General features: G+C 68.2%; 25 protein-coding genes. 10 read left to right on the top strand and 15 right to left on the bottom strand.

What is annotated here, in order from left to right:
* The first annotated feature begins 2 nt into the window (after positions 1-2).
* Positions 3-302, top strand: coding sequence for a hypothetical protein (locus tag QBE02_RS04925; protein ID WP_279367368.1), 300 nt, complete (start codon positions 3-5; stop codon positions 300-302).
* 44 nt (positions 303-346) lie between these two features.
* Here QBE02_RS04925 and QBE02_RS04920 read toward each other — a convergent pair whose 3' ends face one another.
* From QBE02_RS04920 to QBE02_RS04855, 14 genes are all read right to left on the bottom strand, one after another.
* Positions 347-556, bottom strand: a complete 210-nt coding sequence (locus QBE02_RS04920) for a hypothetical protein (protein ID WP_279367367.1) — start codon at positions 554-556, stop codon at positions 347-349.
* Positions 553-1,257 carry a site-specific DNA-methyltransferase gene (locus QBE02_RS04915; protein WP_279367366.1) on the bottom strand — a complete coding sequence of 235 codons (705 nt, stop codon included), beginning with the start codon at positions 1,255-1,257 and terminating at the stop codon, positions 553-555. Before QBE02_RS04915 ends, QBE02_RS04920 begins: the two co-directional genes overlap by 4 nt.
* The gene (locus tag QBE02_RS04910) at positions 1,254-1,595 is read right to left on the bottom strand and encodes a DUF4406 domain-containing protein (RefSeq protein ID WP_279367365.1); all 342 of its coding nucleotides are present in this window, start codon (positions 1,593-1,595) and stop codon (positions 1,254-1,256) included. The genes QBE02_RS04915 and QBE02_RS04910 overlap by 4 nt, the downstream gene beginning before the upstream one ends.
* Before the next feature lie 50 nt (positions 1,596-1,645).
* Positions 1,646-2,341, bottom strand: coding sequence for a hypothetical protein (locus QBE02_RS04905; RefSeq protein ID WP_279367364.1), 696 nt, complete (start codon positions 2,339-2,341; stop codon positions 1,646-1,648).
* A gap of 24 nt (positions 2,342-2,365) precedes the next feature.
* Positions 2,366-3,400 (bottom strand): hypothetical protein, encoded by a 1,035-nt coding sequence (locus QBE02_RS04900; protein ID WP_279367363.1) that lies wholly within the window; start codon positions 3,398-3,400, stop codon positions 2,366-2,368.
* Positions 3,397-3,822 (bottom strand): hypothetical protein, encoded by a 426-nt coding sequence (locus QBE02_RS04895; RefSeq protein ID WP_279367362.1) that lies wholly within the window; start codon positions 3,820-3,822, stop codon positions 3,397-3,399. The genes QBE02_RS04900 and QBE02_RS04895 overlap by 4 nt, the downstream gene beginning before the upstream one ends.
* 64 nt (positions 3,823-3,886) lie before the next feature.
* Complete coding sequence (locus tag QBE02_RS04890) at positions 3,887-4,270, bottom strand: hypothetical protein (protein ID WP_279367361.1); 384 nt, start codon at positions 4,268-4,270, stop codon at positions 3,887-3,889.
* Entirely contained in the window at positions 4,267-4,899 is a 633-nt protein-coding gene (locus QBE02_RS04885) for a hypothetical protein (protein WP_279367360.1), read from the bottom strand. Before QBE02_RS04885 ends, QBE02_RS04890 begins: the two co-directional genes overlap by 4 nt.
* Positions 4,900-4,911: 12 nt before the next feature.
* Positions 4,912-5,442: a hypothetical protein gene (locus QBE02_RS04880; RefSeq protein WP_279367359.1), complete on the bottom strand. Its 531-nt coding sequence runs from the start codon at positions 5,440-5,442 to the stop codon at positions 4,912-4,914.
* Between the two features lie 5 nt (positions 5,443-5,447).
* Positions 5,448-6,122 carry a hypothetical protein gene (locus QBE02_RS04875; RefSeq protein ID WP_279367358.1) on the bottom strand — a complete coding sequence of 225 codons (675 nt, stop codon included), beginning with the start codon at positions 6,120-6,122 and terminating at the stop codon, positions 5,448-5,450.
* Positions 6,119-6,316, bottom strand: a complete 198-nt coding sequence (locus QBE02_RS04870) for a hypothetical protein (protein ID WP_279367357.1) — start codon at positions 6,314-6,316, stop codon at positions 6,119-6,121. Before QBE02_RS04870 ends, QBE02_RS04875 begins: the two co-directional genes overlap by 4 nt.
* 65 nt (positions 6,317-6,381) lie before the next feature.
* The gene (locus QBE02_RS04865) at positions 6,382-6,615 is read right to left on the bottom strand and encodes a hypothetical protein (protein WP_279367356.1); all 234 of its coding nucleotides are present in this window, start codon (positions 6,613-6,615) and stop codon (positions 6,382-6,384) included.
* Positions 6,612-6,866: a helix-turn-helix transcriptional regulator gene (locus QBE02_RS04860; RefSeq protein ID WP_279367355.1), complete on the bottom strand. Its 255-nt coding sequence runs from the start codon at positions 6,864-6,866 to the stop codon at positions 6,612-6,614. Before QBE02_RS04860 ends, QBE02_RS04865 begins: the two co-directional genes overlap by 4 nt.
* A complete protein-coding gene (locus tag QBE02_RS04855) occupies positions 6,866-7,114 on the bottom strand; it encodes a helix-turn-helix domain-containing protein (RefSeq protein WP_279367354.1) in 249 nt (82 codons plus the stop codon). Before QBE02_RS04855 ends, QBE02_RS04860 begins: the two co-directional genes overlap by 1 nt.
* Before the next feature lie 135 nt (positions 7,115-7,249).
* Here QBE02_RS04855 and QBE02_RS04850 point away from each other — a divergent pair, with 135 nt between their 5' ends.
* Genes QBE02_RS04850 through QBE02_RS04840 form a run of 3 tightly spaced genes read left to right on the top strand, consistent with a single transcriptional unit; the run spans position 7,250 to position 9,689 of the window.
* Entirely contained in the window at positions 7,250-7,921 is a 672-nt protein-coding gene (locus tag QBE02_RS04850; RefSeq protein ID WP_279367353.1) for a helix-turn-helix domain-containing protein, read from the top strand.
* Entirely contained in the window at positions 7,918-8,376 is a 459-nt protein-coding gene (locus QBE02_RS04845; RefSeq protein ID WP_279367352.1) for an ImmA/IrrE family metallo-endopeptidase, read from the top strand. Before QBE02_RS04850 ends, QBE02_RS04845 begins: the two co-directional genes overlap by 4 nt.
* Positions 8,376-9,689 carry a tyrosine-type recombinase/integrase gene (locus QBE02_RS04840; RefSeq protein WP_279367351.1) on the top strand — a complete coding sequence of 438 codons (1,314 nt, stop codon included), beginning with the start codon at positions 8,376-8,378 and terminating at the stop codon, positions 9,687-9,689. The genes QBE02_RS04845 and QBE02_RS04840 overlap by 1 nt, the downstream gene beginning before the upstream one ends.
* Before the next feature lie 17 nt (positions 9,690-9,706).
* Here the strand turns inward: QBE02_RS04840 and QBE02_RS04835 are convergent, their stop codons facing one another.
* Positions 9,707-10,624, bottom strand: coding sequence for a hypothetical protein (locus QBE02_RS04835; RefSeq protein WP_279367350.1), 918 nt, complete (start codon positions 10,622-10,624; stop codon positions 9,707-9,709).
* 668 nt (positions 10,625-11,292) lie between these two features.
* Between QBE02_RS04835 and QBE02_RS04830 the strand changes: the two genes are divergently transcribed.
* The 6 genes from QBE02_RS04830 (at position 11,293) to QBE02_RS04805 (ending at position 14,676) form a co-directional block, all read left to right on the top strand.
* Positions 11,293-11,589: a hypothetical protein gene (locus QBE02_RS04830; RefSeq protein WP_279367349.1), complete on the top strand. Its 297-nt coding sequence runs from the start codon at positions 11,293-11,295 to the stop codon at positions 11,587-11,589.
* Positions 11,590-11,591: 2 nt separating this feature from the next.
* Complete coding sequence (locus tag QBE02_RS04825) at positions 11,592-11,765, top strand: hypothetical protein (protein ID WP_279367348.1); 174 nt, start codon at positions 11,592-11,594, stop codon at positions 11,763-11,765.
* 67 nt (positions 11,766-11,832) lie between these two features.
* Positions 11,833-12,213, top strand: a complete 381-nt coding sequence (locus QBE02_RS04820) for a hypothetical protein (RefSeq protein ID WP_279367347.1) — start codon at positions 11,833-11,835, stop codon at positions 12,211-12,213.
* Positions 12,210-12,557: a hypothetical protein gene (locus QBE02_RS04815; RefSeq protein WP_279367346.1), complete on the top strand. Its 348-nt coding sequence runs from the start codon at positions 12,210-12,212 to the stop codon at positions 12,555-12,557. The genes QBE02_RS04820 and QBE02_RS04815 overlap by 4 nt, the downstream gene beginning before the upstream one ends.
* A 118-nt stretch (positions 12,558-12,675) precedes the next feature.
* Positions 12,676-13,041 (top strand): hypothetical protein, encoded by a 366-nt coding sequence (locus tag QBE02_RS04810; protein ID WP_279367345.1) that lies wholly within the window; start codon positions 12,676-12,678, stop codon positions 13,039-13,041.
* 21 nt (positions 13,042-13,062) lie between these two features.
* Entirely contained in the window at positions 13,063-14,676 is a 1,614-nt protein-coding gene (locus QBE02_RS04805; RefSeq protein ID WP_279367344.1) for a hypothetical protein, read from the top strand.
* Positions 14,677-14,687 lie beyond the last annotated feature (11 nt).

Genomic DNA, 14,687 nt, shown 5'->3' with positions numbered 1-14,687 from the left:
GCATGAGCGAAGACATGCAGCGCAAGTCCTATGAGGAGTACGTCAACGATCGGCGCAAGCTCGCTGGCCTCCAGGCACCAGCCATGCGCGTGACGATCGGCAGCGATCGGGACGTGGAATTCCAGAAGGAAGCGACGCTTACCTACACCCTCAACATGGTGGGTCATCTTCTCGAACGCATCGAGGTGCTGGAGAAGCGTCTCGCGGAGAAGGAGACCGCTGCCGACGACGGCGACGACATTCCCATGGGCGGAGGCATTGAGAGCCCCTTCGACCCGAACGACCGGCCCTGGGAAGGCTGATCGCTCACGCCCACGGCGTGGGGTCTGGTTTTCTGTGATGAGTCTCATGCGCAGTTGCAGGCTCCGGTGGTGGCGCGGACGGTGAAGCAGTCGGGGCAGACGGTGGCGGGGTCGAAGTCGAACTTCGTGCGGGAGCAGGACGCGTGCCGCCACGACTCGAACGGATTCGGGCGGGTGATGCGGTCGCCGACCTGGATCCAGGTGTCGCAGTCGGGGCAGGGCGCCGGGTGCTGCGCAACCGTCAAGGTGCTCATGATTCGAGCTCGGAGAAGTCGAAGGCCTGCTGCGACAGTCGGCGGACGATGAGCTCGCAGTACTTCTCCTCGACCTCGACGCCAATGGCGCGGCGTCCAAGGTTTCGAGCAGCGATGAGCGTGGATCCGGACCCAGCGAAGGGGTCGGCGATGACGCCTGGCGGGGCGCATTCGATGAGCGACTCCATGAGGGCGACGGGCTTAGCGTGGATGTGCAGCGACTGGTCGGCGGGAAATGCGGTCATGACGGAGAAGTTGCTGTTGCTCGACCGAACGAAGCCGCGCGCGTAGATGGACTCGTGGGTGTAGCGCCAAGGTCCGCCATTCATGCCGGGGCGCCGCTTGTCCCACACGAGGCGGTCGTCCCAAGGTCCAGGCGGGTCCGGCAGGCGAGGTGACCCGAACACGAGCGCGGGCCGATCTCCCCAGAGCTCGAGGGCGAGGTCTCGACTTTCCGTATCCATGTCGCCGGCAATGACGTATCCCTCGCGGCCCACCCCGGGTCGCTTGGAGGCGTGCTTGCTGTCGCGCGCGGCATTTTGGCGACGGCCGTAACCGCCGTGATTGACGTCGCCGACGCCGAGTACTTGCGTCCCGTAGGGAGGGTCGGTCACGAGCACGTTGGCGGCGGTCCAACCACGTATCGCTCGGCAATCTCCGAGGTGCAGCTGCACGTATTGGTCTTCGTAGTAGAGGCTCATCGGGGCACGACCGTTTCGGCGAGCCATGCAGTGAGTGGCGCGACGCGCAGCCCGAGTGTGGCGGCGACGTTCACCTCGAGGCGGGCGCCGCCCGACGCTTCCCACCCGTCGAGGAGGGCGACGCCGTCGCAGCGGATGAGCTGCGCGAGACCGGCGCGCAGCCACCCGTGGTAGTCGCCGGGGGTGGGGTTCTCGTTCGTGGACGGGTCTTCGACGAGGTGGCCGAGCTCGCGCAGTCGTTCGGCGGCGGAACGGAAAGCGGGGTAGTTGAAGTCGGGGAGCCCGGTCATCGGGCCCGCGACGTAGATCGTCAGGGGTGTCGTGGTGTCAGTGCTCATGTGCCCGGGCGCGGAGTCGAACCGTGCCTGCGACCATCCGGGCTGCCCGTTCAGAACGGGGTGTTGTCGAACGCGGCGATCTGCTCCGCCGTGGCGCCGATCGCGGTGGCGATCGTCTCGGGCGGGATACCCGCGCCGCGGAGCTGCTGCAGCTGCGAAACCTGCTGATCGGTGAGGCCGCCGGCGTGCGTGGCGGTCTGCTGCTGGAACGGCTGCTGCACGGCCTGCTGCTGCTGCACGGCGGCCGGTGCCTGCGGGATGGGCGCGGCGACCGGCTGCTGCACCGGCTGCGCCACCTGCGCGGGCTGAGCCACGGCGGGCGCCGCGGCGGCGGGCTGCTGCACGAACGCCGACGTCGGGGCCGTGTACTGAGCGGTGTACATCTTCGCCGGGTTCGCGGGGTTCGCGGACGCCGGGTCGTTGCCGATGTACTGCACCGTCAGCGTCCCACCGGGCAGGATGTCCGACGCGCCCGCCGCGCGGATCGCTTCACCGATCGCGCGCTTGAGGTTCTTCGACGCGACGTAGAGCGTGCGCTCGCCGGTGTCGCTCGCGTCGAGACGCTGGTCGGTTTTGAGGTCGACGAGGATCTGCATCTTGGGGTCGCCGTTGGGCCAGAAGTCGGGCTCCTGGCTGCCGAACTTCGTCTGCTGCCGCTCGCACGGTGCAGACTGCACGACGCCGGTGTGCGTCGCGCCGACGGTGTCGAACTTGAGGCCCTTGCTGGACGATTCGAAGAGGGACATGTTTCTCCTTGGGGTTGGTCTTGGTCAGCGGTCGAACAGGTTGCGGATGGGGGCGGGTGCGGCCGCCGCTGGCTGCGGCGTCGCGGGGATAGGTCGAGGGGCGGGGTAGGCGCACGTCGGGTGAGTCGTGTGGCCTTCGGCGATGAGCACGGGGTGCATGACGGTTCCGCACGCCGTGCACAGCGGCGTCGGCGCGGCGACCGCGACCTCGGGGCGGATGGGGGTGACGCGCGCGACGGGTGCCGGCGGGATGAGCTCGGCGAGAGGGGGGATCGCGTTCCCCGGCGACGGTGTCGGCGCGGCATCCGGCACGACGCGCAGCTCGCCTACGTCAAAGAGGGAGCCGCCGGCGGCGCGCTGCTGCGCGCGTTGCTCCGTCTTGCACCAGGTGCACCACTGGTCATCGCACAATGGCGCCGCCTGCAGCGCCGCGTCGATGCCGACGACCTGCAGCATCAGGTTCAGCCGGTTCGCGCGGAGCATCGCCTCCCCGGCGAGGTGCGGGTTGTACGGCTCGGACCAGAACACGGCGTTCTGCAGCTCACCGTCGCGGGGGAGGAACGCGATCGCCACGGTCCGGCACGGGCCCCAGCCACCGTCGTCGGTGAAGCCCTTGCCGTAGAGGTGGGCCTGTACGCGGTACTGCTCGCTGGGGCCGTGGATGCGGTACTTCGTGAGCTGCTTAGGGCCTACGATCTTGTGGTCGATGACGGTGCCGGTGGGGACGTGGAACAGGTCGGAGTGCCCGGTGATGCTGGTCCCGCCGATGGTGCCGACGGTGACCTGCCACTCGGTGATCCACTCGGTCTTGTCGACCTCGCCGCCACCGCGGTTCGCTTCGTCGAACCACCGCTCGAGCTGATCGTGCACCGCCGTGCCGATCGCCGGCTTCCACGCGGGCCCACGGTCAGGCTCGCCGTCACCGTTCAGCTTGTGAAGGATCCAGCGGTCGCAGGGCTTGCCGATCTCCGACGGGCCGATGCGCTTCTGCAGCGACCGCGGGTGCCGCGTGATGCTGTCGCGGATGACCCCGAGGTACAGGTCCTCGACAGTCGTCATGCTCCGATCGCCTTCTGCGTGGAGCGGTAGACGGCGTACATCGTCTGGCCGCCGCCGTCGACCATGTACGGCAGCATCACCTCGTCGAGCGTGGCGAGCTGCGCGTCGATGAGAGCGGCCTGCGCTTCGAGCCAGTCCTTCGCGATGCGCCACGCCACGCGCGCGGCCTGCGCGGTGTTCTTCTGCGCGGGCTTCACCGCGGGGTCGGCCTTCATCGCGGCGAGGACACCGTCGGTGCGCACCGGGAGTTCGAAGTCGCGGACGCCGTAGTCGGTCTTCATCGTGAAGGCGAGGCCTGCGGCGACGCCGTGGTCGTCGTAGAGCGTCGAGATGCGGGTGACTCCGCGTCGGGCGAGGGCGCGGTTGATCTCGCCCATCGTCTTCTCGACGTCGATGGTGGTCGTGTAGTTGAGGATCGGCATGATCACTCCTTTCCGTGCCGCCCCGGGACTCGAACCCGGCGTGTATGCCCTCGCGGCGATCGCGCTACTTGACGACGACGGACTTCGCGCCGCGCACCTGGTGCTCCTCGAGCACGGCCGGCGCGAACTGCTTCTTCACCGCAGCCAGATCGACACCCGTGGTCGTCTTGTACAGCTGCGGGTAGTCCGCCTGCGGGTACTCGGCCGCGACCCAGTCGGTGTCGAGCCGGGAGTACTCCCGCACCTGGACCTTCGTCCCGTCGACGTCGTGCGTGCCGACCGGCAGCCGCTCGACGAGCTGCGCGTCGATCTCCGCGATCCGCTCGGCGATGTGCTCGGCGTCGGCCTTGAGCGACGCGCGGTCCGCGACGAGCTCCTCGGTGCTCTGCTGCCGCTGCTTGGCCTGGTTGATGGGGGTGATGGGTGCTGCGTTGCTCATGGTGCTCATGCCTCCTCGGCGTCGGTGGTGGGGGTGATGTCTTCGACGAGTTCGGCGTCGACGACGTCGTCCTCGGGGCCGGTGGTGAAGCCCTGCTCGAACTCCTGCACGAGCAGCGCCGCGAGCTCGCCCAGCGGGCCACCAAGCTGACCCACCTGGTACGTGCCGGGGAACGGGACGTCATAGTCCGCCGTCGGCAGTGCGCTGCGGGTGAGGGCGAGCGCACCCGACGGGGCGCGCAGCTCGACACCGAACTTCCCCGCGGGCTGGTCGACGACGGTCAGCGTGTACTGCCCGGTCGACGCCTCCAGCTCGAGCGGGGCAACCGCCTCCCGCTCGGCATCCGGGTCCGGCAGGTCCAGCGGGACCTTCACGTGCTGAATCCGCGCGTCGTGCAACCGCTGCAACAGGGCGCGCGCCGTGTCCTGGTCGTCGTCGTCGACGGCGAGTTCGATCGCGACGATCTCGATCTTCGGGATCCGCTCGAACGAATCGTTCTGCGTGATCTCCTTCGTGCGCACGAGGGCGACGACGGGCAGGTACGTCTGGCTCGGGTAGATGCCGAGCAGGTGCCGCCCGTTCGACTCGATGCCGTTGTCGTCGTACTCCTTCGGGAGCGACGATGCGAGCTTGACCATAGGGGTGTCCTCTCAGTGGGCCGCGGTGACGCGGGTGGGCCAGTCGAGGCGCGAGTACGCCTCCGCCTGCTCGGGCAGGTAGTCGGGGGTGGGGATGCCTGCCCAGCGTGCGCCGGCCCACATGAGCCCCGCCGCGTCGGCGACGTTGTCGTCCGGGATCGTCGCGGCCGGGAACGCGGCGCGAAGGGCCGTGGTGACGTCGTCCTTGCTCGCGCGGCCGTTGCCGGTGGCGAGCTTCGCCCGGCTCGACGGGGACACAGCGACCACGGGGCCGCGGGCGAACATCTGGTCGACGAGCCACCAGTAGAAAGCCATGCGCTCGCCGTGCGCACCGAACTGCTTCGTCGACGTCGGCACCTCGATCAGCGTGACGTCGACCCGGGCGGGGATCGGTGCGAGCACGCCCTCGATCGCGCGCCGCAGTCGCAGCCTCTTCGCCGTGAGCGTGGTGCCGATGTTCGGCGTGCGCACGCGGCGGGTGGTGATCTCGCCGTCTTCGTTGATCGCGATGCCGGTGCACGTGAGCGAAGGGTCGATACCCACCGCGATCACGAGCGGACCTCCCGTGCGGCTTCGAGCGCGGCGCGGTGCCGGTTGACGAGCTCGACGACGTACTGGGTCGTGGACCGGTCGTAGGACGGGCCCATGACGGGGCCCGGTCCCAGGAGCAAGCCCTGCTTCTCCTCGACGATGAAGTTGTCGGCCTGAACCGTTTCGTGCGCCTTCCACGGGCCAGGTCGGGCCGCGTCGCTCAGCCGTGCGAGTTCCTCGTCGGCGTCGGCGACCGTCCCGTGCGGGCGGACCTCGAAACGTTCCATGATGTCGCGGGCCAGAACGGCGCCCTCGCCCCACTCTTCGAGCAGGGACACCAGCGCTTCGCGTACGTCGACGGCGGGCGGGCCCCAGACGCGCCCCGGGATTTCATCCGCGGCGGGCTCGCCGCTCAGGATGCGCTTCGCGATGTCGTCGCAGTTCTCATTCCCTCGGTATCCCTCGCGGGCATGCGCGGCGGCGCGCTGACGCTCGGCCTCAACGGCGGCGCGTACGTCGTCGGCGGGCAGGGTGAACAGGCGCTCATCGATCGCCGCCCGCAGTCGCACCAGCTCGCCAGCGGACACGTTCAGCGCGGTCTCGTAGCGGCCGTGCACGACGGTAATGTCCACGCGCCCCGCGCCGCGGGCATCGTCGCTGACGAGAACCTCGTCGGCCTCGCGGGCGTTCACAGGATCACCGCCAGAGCGACGATCAGCTCGAGCAGCACCGCGCCACCCATGACGCCGACGAGGACGATCAGCCCGCGGGGGACCGGTGTCGCCTCGATGACGGCGGCTACGACGTCGGCGTGCTGGGGTGCGCGGCGGGCGCGGTACGGGCGGCGGACGAGGGGCCGCGGGGTGCGAATGAGAACGCGAGACATCGGTACTCCTGCCAAGGACTTCAAAACGATGAGGTGGTGCCCGGGTGGGCGGGGGTGCTGCGGGGTCAGGGGGTGGTGTCTGCCGGGGGCTCCGTGATGTGGGGCACATCGGTGGGGGCCGACGAGACCCCGGCAGACAGTTCGGGACGCGCCCGCGGGGCGCACAGCCACAGCAGCGCGACGGGGGCGAAGATGACGATCAGGTCGCCGCCGCCGAACCCCGGGGCGATTGCCGCGGGAGCGACCAGCAACGCCAGGCCGACGACGGCCGCCGCGGCGAGCACGCGGAGGAGGCTCACGGGGTCACCTCGACGCGGGACGCGGTCAGCCACGCGACGACGTCGGCGCGGCCGTACCGGATGAGGCTCGACCCGGGCAGCGTGTAGTAGGCCGGGCCGGTCTTCGTGATCCGCCACCGCTCGAGCGTCCGCGGGTTCACGTCCAGCAGCTCGCCGAGCTGCTTCGGCGACATCACCGCCGGCACGCCCTCAAAACCGGGAGGCGCGGCGTCGACCACGGCGTCCGCCTGGGGGAGTGCGTGGAGAGACATCAGGCCACCTGCAGCGTGAGAAGGTCGTCGAGACTGCAGAGCGGAAAAGCGAGCTTGAGGCCCGTGATGAATCGGTTGCCGGGGACCGCGTCGCCTTTGGTCAGTCGGTAGAGGGTGGCGGCGTCGACGCCCAACCGCCGAGCCAGCTCGGCCTCGGAGCGGATGCCGCTCGCGCGGCGCAGCTCGTCGAGCTTGGCCCGGTTGAGCATGAGCTTCGGCTCCGTTGCGGTGGTGGAATCGGATTGCATGACAGCGACGGTAGGCCGTCCGTCGCAGTTTCGCAATCGCTTTGCGTGTCTGCAATTGCTGGTCTGGCGGAATTTCGCGTATCTGCGGCGCAAAGTGATTGCGTGCACGCAATGGTTTAGCTACGCTCAGGACACGTGAGCAACGAGACCTGGACGCGATACATGGCCGCGACCGCACGACCGGACAACGACAAGGTGATCGCCCAGAAGGTCGGCGTCAGTCCCTCGACAATCGGCCGGTGGCGTAGCGGAGATATCGACCCAAAGCCTCGGCAGGTCGTGGCCTTCGCCCGGGCATACGGAAAGAGCCCGCTCGGTGCTTTGGTGTCGGCGGGTTACCTGAGCGAGGAAGACCTTGAGGAGGAACTTTCCCTCGGGCTCCCCGCCGATCTCGACGAGGTCTCCACCTACGACCTGTTCGATGAAGTGAGACACCGTCTAGAGATCATGGGGGACCTGGTCGGCTGGGTCGGCAGCATTGGTGAGCACAGAGGGAGCTCCGCCAACCTGGCCGCGCGAGCGCTCCGCTACGCGCACCCCGCAACTCCGCCCGCGGACGCTGACGGTGAGATCTACATCCGTGCACTCGAGCCCCACCTCAAACAGACGGCGGAATACGAGGGCAACCCGATTTTCGGCCTTCGCGAGGAGTACCACGGCTCGATCGATGACCTGCCGGCCTACCAGAAGGAGCGAGTGATCGCGCATCTGGCCGAACGTCGCGCCGCCAATGTCGGAACCCCTACGCAGGATGACCTGAAAGCCGTAGCCCGTGAAGCTGACCTAGAACCGACCGACGAGCAATGACACCCATCGACGCATACCTCGAGGACCTCGCCCGCCAGGGCGGCATCCACATCGAGTACGGCCGCGTCCCCACCGGACGCGACGGTCAGTCCTGGACCGACCGGAAACTCACCCGCCTACGCCCCGGCATGGCCGCACGTCTCCACCGTTGCGTGCTCGCGCACGAGCTCGGACACCACGCCCTCGGCCATCAGCCCACCCAGTTCGGCCCCGTGCACGCCAAGCAAGAACGCGCCGCCGAGGAGTGGGGCGCGCTGCGCCTCATCACCCTCGACGACTACCGGCACGTCGAGGAGATCCGAGACGGCCACGTCGGCGCGATGGCGATCGACCTTGGCGTCATGCGCACCACCCTCGAAGCGTTCCAAGCCGTTCTCCTGCGCATCGGCGACACCGTCTACGTGCAACCCAAGATGGGCGCTGGCCAGTGGACCCACCGCGTCGAGGTCGCCTAATGGCCCGCGCCTGGATCACCGACCTCTGGGTCAAAGACGCCGTCGTCGACCTACCCGACGGCACCACCACCAAGATCAGCCCCACCAGCGCGCAACTCCGCGCCCTGAAAGCCCTGCCCGACCACTTCCGCACCACCCGCTACGGGCAAGGACAACGCTGGTCCGCCCGCTGGCACGACCCCCGCACCGACAAACCCCGCTCCCGCGCCTTCACCCGCCGCAGCGACGCCGAAGCGTTCATCGCCTCCCTCGAAGACGACATCCGATCTGACCGGTACATTGACCCATCCGCCCGCGAACAGACGTTCGCCGCGATCGCCGAAGCCTGGCTCGCCTCCAAAGGCCGCATCAAAGACTCCACCTGGCGCCGCTACCGCCGCGAGCTCGACAACTACGTCCTTCCCAAATGGCAGCACACGCCCGTCGGATCCATCTCCCGCCCCCAGATCGATGCATGGGTCCTCCAACTGCGCGACGGCACCGCACCCCACGTGTTCGACGTCAACCAGCACATCAAAACCACCGCCCGCACCCCCGCGAAAATGGCGCCCGCCTACCTCGGACACATCGTCCGCTCCACCTTCGGCGGCGCCATCCGCTACGCCGTCGCCGAAGCCATCATCGGCCGCAACCCCCTCGCCAACGTCGAACTCCCACGCGACGAAGGCGACATCGAAAACGACCTCCCACACCTGTCGTACCCCGACATCGAAACCCTCGCCGACACCGCCCACGAACTCACCGGCCGCCCCGACGACGAACTCCTCCTCGAGCTCCTCGCCTACAGCGGCCCCCGCATCGGCGAAGCCACCGCCCTCAAAGTCCGCGACCTCGACCCCGACAACGACCGCGCCCGCATCCACCGCACCTGGACCGTCGACCGTGAAGGCCGCCGCAAGCTCGGACCCGTCAAGACATGGGAGAAACGGTGGCTGCCCGTCATGCCATCACTCATGCGCGAACTCGTGAAGCTCACCGCCGGCCGCGGCCCCGACGACTTCGTCTTCACCGCCCCACGCGGCGGACCCATCGACGGCGGCAACTGGTACACCCGCGTCTGGACCAAGACCCGCACCAACGCCGGCCTCGCCCACACCATGTCCGTCCACGACCTCCGCCATGTCGCCGCCACCAACGCGATCGCCGCCGGCGCTGACGTGAAACTCGTGCAACAGATGCTCGGCCACAAAGACGCCACCGAAACCCTGAACACCTACGCGCACCTCTGGCCCGACCGCGTCGCCGAAGTCATCGCCGCCGTCGAACAACGCCGCGCCGAAGCGCTCCGTGCTGAGAGTCGTGACGCGGCCTGAGCATGAGCTGAGGTGGTTCAGCCCATGGGTCTCATTCGACGACGTGGGTCGACCATGACACGAATGGTGTCGCCCTCATCCTCGACGCTCTCCACGCGATAGCCGCGAGCGGCCAACGCGTCACTGATGGCAGCAGAGATTTCCGCGAACGGGAGCACGGAAGATTTCTTTTCGAGCACCGCCCGATAGAGACCGCTTGCGGATCGGCTGAGAACCACGGGATTGGCTCCAGTAGCGGGGGCTATTTCTGCGAGGGTGTCGCGAATAATTCTCATCCCGCCGGCGGGAGCCGACGTGTCCCCAGCTGGCGAATCAGGTGCGCTGGCAGCAGCAACCGCGGAGTTCAGCTTGCTCATCTCGACGCGCATGTCGTTCAAACTCTCCGTTATGAGCTCAAGCCGCGCATCAGAGGATGACCCTTCCACACTGGGCGCATCAGCGGCGATCGTCAGGCCAAAGTGGCGCCACATCGGGTTGCTCCCCTCGCAGCTCTCAGCGCTATCGGCCAGGTGTTGAGCCAGACGCTCCACCTCCCGTTTCGTGTCCCAGGCGTTCAGCGTGGACGAGTACGAGTGAGTGTTCAGACCCGACGTGTCGAAGGGAATGCCGGTGTGCTCATCACGAACGAGCGCGACTGGCAGGTTGAGCGACGTGCGGACACCCAATTCGAAGAACACATTCGGGTTGTGCCCGCTGAGGTCACAAAGGACCATGTCCGCCGTCGAGAGGTGACGAATTATCTGGCCATGGATCATATGCGCGCCGACGGCGGCCGGACGAACCGGCGTAAATCCCGCCTTCTCGATGGCGGGGACGAAGATCGTCTCCATGACGTGATCCCAGTGAGCGCTGTCCCCGTTGTAGCGCTCGGCCTCGTCCTCATGGGTCGTGATGGGCATGGCTATGAAGCATGTCTTCTTGTCTTCGGCGGTCACGTCACGACCCTATCGGCGAGACACAGTTGACACGGTCACGTTGTCACCCCCTACCTTGATGGTTGGAACGGTGTCGCACACGGCACCAGGCGTCGAGACCCCCGGACGAGCACACAGTGCCCCGGGGGTCTCGTGCTCACCACCACCGGCCCCCAGACCGGTGTCAACGCGGAAACCTGCCAAGACCGCGAAGGACTCCCGCACACCGCACCGCCGGCACGGACTTCACCGGCGCGGAGTACCTGCACCGCCTCGAGAGGCGCCCCGCCACACCGCGCCGGCGCCTCTCGAGAAACGCGCCCTGCGAACGCGCCCTGCCCACCACCCGACAGGGCGCGATATCCACCAACAGGGCGCAATAGGGCGCGATCAAAAAACGGCAACGGACCCTCATATAGCCGCGTAATCCTGCGGTTCTACTACCCACAGGGCGCGATAGGGCGCATTTATGTGGATCGTGTCAGCTCTTTGAATAGTTACTAAGGGACTGAGTTAAACGCGCGCAGGGCAGCACCAGCTACCGAAACCCGAAAAACGCGCCCTGCCCACCCTTGAGGAGGCTCAAAGATGATGCCCTCCGAGATGCACGAATGCACCAGCTGCGGCTCCATGTACACCAGCCCCCTCGCCGCCGCACTCTGCTGCGACCCCGAACTCGAGCAACCCTGATGGCACGCACCAACACCCGCCGCCAGCACAAGCAGCGCGCCGAGTACCGAGCCGAATGCGAAGCCACCAACGCTCCCTGCTGGATCTGCAGCCTCACCATCGACTACACCGCAGCGTGGGACGACTGGACCAACGACGACCGCTTCCAAGAGGACCACTTCTGGCCCGTCTCCACGCACCCCGAACTGCAAGAGGACCCCAGCAACAAACGCCCCTCCCACGCCGGATGCAACCGCGAGCGCGGCAACGGTGCCCCCATCGTCGACCTCGGCACACCCTCGAGGGAGTGGACCTGAGCATGGCCCCCCAATTCGTTGCGCACCTCGTGCCGACCCACGTCCGCCTCGACACCGACTGCCCCGTCTGCGGATGGGCCGACCTCTTCCACATCACGGTCCACTCGCTCACCTCGAGCGGCGTGAGCATCGTCGCCGAGATGATCCGCTGCGCACGATGCGAGAACACCCGATGAGCTGCCGCTGCGACGACCCCGGCTGCGCACTTCCGACGCCACCACCACGACCACCCGAGGAGAAGCCATGACCGCGACCACCGCAGACCTCACCGCCGCCGAAGCCGGCGCCCGCATCGCCGTCATCGCCCCCACCCACGCGGCAGCACGCGACGACCTCGACCGCCTCGCCCCCTTCACCGGACCCGACGCCACCACCCGCCGAGCCAAGGACCGCGCCGCCATCAGCTTCCCCAGCGGGGGAGCCATCCACTTCCACTCCGCCGCAGGCAACGGACTCCGCGGGCGCACGTACGACCGCATCCACCTCGCCGAAGACGCCGCCACCGACGACACCATCACCCACGCCCGCCTCGCGCTCACCACCACCGGCGAGCTCTACATCGGCACCCACCTCGTTGCCGAACCGCGCACCCTCGACCCCGACCGAGACGACGCCGCCCAATGAGTGGACGCGAACTCGACTCCGACGGCACCGACAGCTACCACCCCGAGCACCCATGGGAGCAGACACCGCACCCGCTCTACCTACCGCCCGAACAGCGCACCTCGCTGAACTGGCCGCCCGAGCCCGCCTACCCCCACGGCCCGCACGAGGCGAAGCAGTGGGACCAACTGCCCGTCAGAGTGCAGCCCGAACCGGCGTGGCGACGCGAGTACGGCTACGCCCACCCCAAGGCACCCACACCGCTGCTCTGCCAGCTCGGTCTCCACGCGTGGCCCGCGCACGTCAACGCCTACACGCAGGCACCAGCACCTATCCGCTGCGACCGCTGCGGCAAAGCCCGCTGACCCCCCACCCCCGAAAAATCCAGCACCCATGCCGGAGGGGGGACCACCACCGGGGAGGCGGTCCTCTCTCCCCGCCTCTCCGCGACGGAGGGGGGTCGCGCGCGCAGAAAGGAGCGTCATGGCTCGCAACAAGGATCCGTTCCCGGCGCAGAGCGTCCACGCGGCGTTGAACTCGGCGGTGCGGTCGGCGCCGCACCTGACGGACGACCATCGTCCGGTGGTGGCGCTCGCTCGGGTGCTCGCGAAGCGCGTGGACAAGCTCGACAAGCAGGGCTTCGTCATTGACGGGCGCTTCGACAACGTGTCGGCCGGGATGTTGCTGAAGGCTTTCGACGCGCTGGGCCTGACGGTGAAGGAGCCGCGGGGTGCGCGTCGCGCGCCGGCGCGTGAGGAGTCGCTGGTGCCTCCGTCGGCGGAGGCCGAAGAGACGACGCCTCCGCCGCCGACGGATATGGAGAAGTTCCGGCGCGGTCGCGCGGGGTAGTAGTGGATGGGGGTCGGATCGTTGACCCTCACACACGGCATCACCGAACCGCGCGTGTGGACGAAGCCGCTCGTCGAGTTGACGCCAGCGACGTCGCGCGGGTTCGACGTGATCAAGTTCGCCCGCGAGGACCTGGGCGTGCGCCTGCTGCCTTGGCAGGAGTGGCTGCTCATCCACATGCTTGAGCTCGACTCGTTCGGGCTGCTCCGCTTCCGCAAGGCCCTCGTCATCGTCGGTCGACAGAACGGGAAGACCGCGGTCGCCGCGGTCCTCGCGGCGTACTGGATGTACGTCGACGCGGGCCGCTGGCCTGAGCAACTGCCCGAGCAGGACTTCATCATCGTCGGGGCCGCGCAGAAGCTCGACGTCGCGATGAAGCCGTGGAAGCAGGTGCGGCGGTGGGGTGGGCCCGACGACGAGAAGCTCGGCATCGCGCACGACCGCCGGCCCGAGCTGCAGAAGCTGACCTACCCGCCCCGCACCGTCAACGGCGACGTCGACATCCGCACGCTCGGCGGCGGCATGTACATGCCGCGCACCTTCGAGGGCGCGCGCGGTCACTCGGCCGCACGACTGCTCCTCGATGAGCTGCGTCAGCAGTACGACTACGAGGGCTGGTCGGCGATCGAGAAGTCGGCGAACGCCATGTACGACTCGCTGCTCGTCGCGTTCTCGAACGCCGGCACCTCCCGCTCGATCGTGCTCCGCGACGTGCGCGACATCGCGACCGAGGGCATCGACGACCCGGACACGGAGTGGTTCCTGGCCGAGTGGTCAGCCGACCCGAAAGCATCGCTGTACGACCCGAACGCATTCGCCCAGGCGAACCCGTCAGCCGGGCACCTGCCGGGCATGACGATCGCGGGACTGATGCGCACCGCGGCGAAGGCGAAGAACAAGAGCGTCGAGCGCATCGAGGTGCTCGGCCAGTGGGTCACGTCCCTCGTCGTGCCGTTCCTCGACACGGAGGAGTGGCAGGCATCCGCCGACCCGAGGCTGCTCGACGAGGACGGCCAAGTCGAGGAACCCGGGTCGACCGTCGCTGACGGATCCCGCATGGTGCTCGGCATCGACGTGCACCGGGAGAAGCGCACCGCGCGCACGAGCGTCGGCGTCGCCGGCTACCGGGCCGACGGTCGCGCACACCTCGAGGTTCTGGCGCAACGCACCGGCACCTCGTGGGTGGTGAAGTACGCGAAGGCAGTCCGAGCGAAGACCGGCATCACACAGGTCGCCCTGCAGACAAAGGGCTGCGACGCGGCCGACCTCGTCGCCCCGCTCAAGGACGCCGGGTTCGACATCGTCGACATCTCGGCCACCACCCTGCTGCTCGCCGCCGGACGTCTGCGGGATCGCGTCCGCGAGGACAAGGTCCGCCACCGCGGACAGGGCCCACTCGACCTCGCCGCCGACAACGCCACCACCCGCCAGCTCGGCGGTATGCCTGTCTGGGACCGCGACGCATCACCCGTCGACATCGCGCCCATCGTCGCGCTGTCCTTCGCGCTCGTCGGCCTCGAGTCGTTCGTGCCGCCGAAGAGAGAACCCGCCCCGCCGCCACCGGCGGCCAAGGTCCTCGCCCGAGAAGAGGACGAGGACGTCGACGAGAAGAACCTCGCAACCGCGTCGTTCTGAGAGGAGGTCCC

This window comes from Microbacterium testaceum (assembly GCF_029761935.1).
Lineage (GTDB): Bacteria > Actinomycetota > Actinomycetes > Actinomycetales > Microbacteriaceae > Microbacterium > Microbacterium testaceum_A.
This window is presented reverse-complemented; position numbering and strand designations above follow the sequence as displayed.

What these genes read in the sequence shown, in the direction of transcription:
- QBE02_RS04925 (WP_279367368.1), top strand. Translation starts at nt 3, where the DNA reads ATGAGCGAAGACATGCAGCGCAAGTCCTATGAGGAGTACGTCAACGAT.
- QBE02_RS04920 (WP_279367367.1), bottom strand. Translation starts at nt 556, where the DNA reads ATGAGCACCTTGACGGTTGCGCAGCACCCGGCGCCCTGCCCCGACTGC.
- QBE02_RS04915 (WP_279367366.1), bottom strand. Translation starts at nt 1,257, where the DNA reads ATGAGCCTCTACTACGAAGACCAATACGTGCAGCTGCACCTCGGAGAT.
- QBE02_RS04910 (WP_279367365.1), bottom strand. Translation starts at nt 1,595, where the DNA reads ATGAGCACTGACACCACGACACCCCTGACGATCTACGTCGCGGGCCCG.
- QBE02_RS04905 (WP_279367364.1), bottom strand. Translation starts at nt 2,341, where the DNA reads ATGTCCCTCTTCGAATCGTCCAGCAAGGGCCTCAAGTTCGACACCGTC.
- QBE02_RS04900 (WP_279367363.1), bottom strand. Translation starts at nt 3,400, where the DNA reads ATGACGACTGTCGAGGACCTGTACCTCGGGGTCATCCGCGACAGCATC.
- QBE02_RS04895 (WP_279367362.1), bottom strand. Translation starts at nt 3,822, where the DNA reads ATGCCGATCCTCAACTACACGACCACCATCGACGTCGAGAAGACGATG.
- QBE02_RS04890 (WP_279367361.1), bottom strand. Translation starts at nt 4,270, where the DNA reads ATGAGCACCATGAGCAACGCAGCACCCATCACCCCCATCAACCAGGCC.
- QBE02_RS04885 (WP_279367360.1), bottom strand. Translation starts at nt 4,899, where the DNA reads ATGGTCAAGCTCGCATCGTCGCTCCCGAAGGAGTACGACGACAACGGC.
- QBE02_RS04870 (WP_279367357.1), bottom strand. Translation starts at nt 6,316, where the DNA reads ATGTCTCGCGTTCTCATTCGCACCCCGCGGCCCCTCGTCCGCCGCCCG.
- QBE02_RS04860 (WP_279367355.1), bottom strand. Translation starts at nt 6,866, where the DNA reads ATGTCTCTCCACGCACTCCCCCAGGCGGACGCCGTGGTCGACGCCGCG.
- QBE02_RS04855 (WP_279367354.1), bottom strand. Translation starts at nt 7,114, where the DNA reads ATGCAATCCGATTCCACCACCGCAACGGAGCCGAAGCTCATGCTCAAC.
- QBE02_RS04845 (WP_279367352.1), top strand. Translation starts at nt 7,918, where the DNA reads ATGACACCCATCGACGCATACCTCGAGGACCTCGCCCGCCAGGGCGGC.
- QBE02_RS04840 (WP_279367351.1), top strand. Translation starts at nt 8,376, where the DNA reads ATGGCCCGCGCCTGGATCACCGACCTCTGGGTCAAAGACGCCGTCGTC.
- QBE02_RS04830 (WP_279367349.1), top strand. Translation starts at nt 11,293, where the DNA reads ATGGCACGCACCAACACCCGCCGCCAGCACAAGCAGCGCGCCGAGTAC.
- QBE02_RS04825 (WP_279367348.1), top strand. Translation starts at nt 11,592, where the DNA reads ATGGCCCCCCAATTCGTTGCGCACCTCGTGCCGACCCACGTCCGCCTC.
- QBE02_RS04820 (WP_279367347.1), top strand. Translation starts at nt 11,833, where the DNA reads ATGACCGCGACCACCGCAGACCTCACCGCCGCCGAAGCCGGCGCCCGC.
- QBE02_RS04815 (WP_279367346.1), top strand. Translation starts at nt 12,210, where the DNA reads ATGAGTGGACGCGAACTCGACTCCGACGGCACCGACAGCTACCACCCC.
- QBE02_RS04810 (WP_279367345.1), top strand. Translation starts at nt 12,676, where the DNA reads ATGGCTCGCAACAAGGATCCGTTCCCGGCGCAGAGCGTCCACGCGGCG.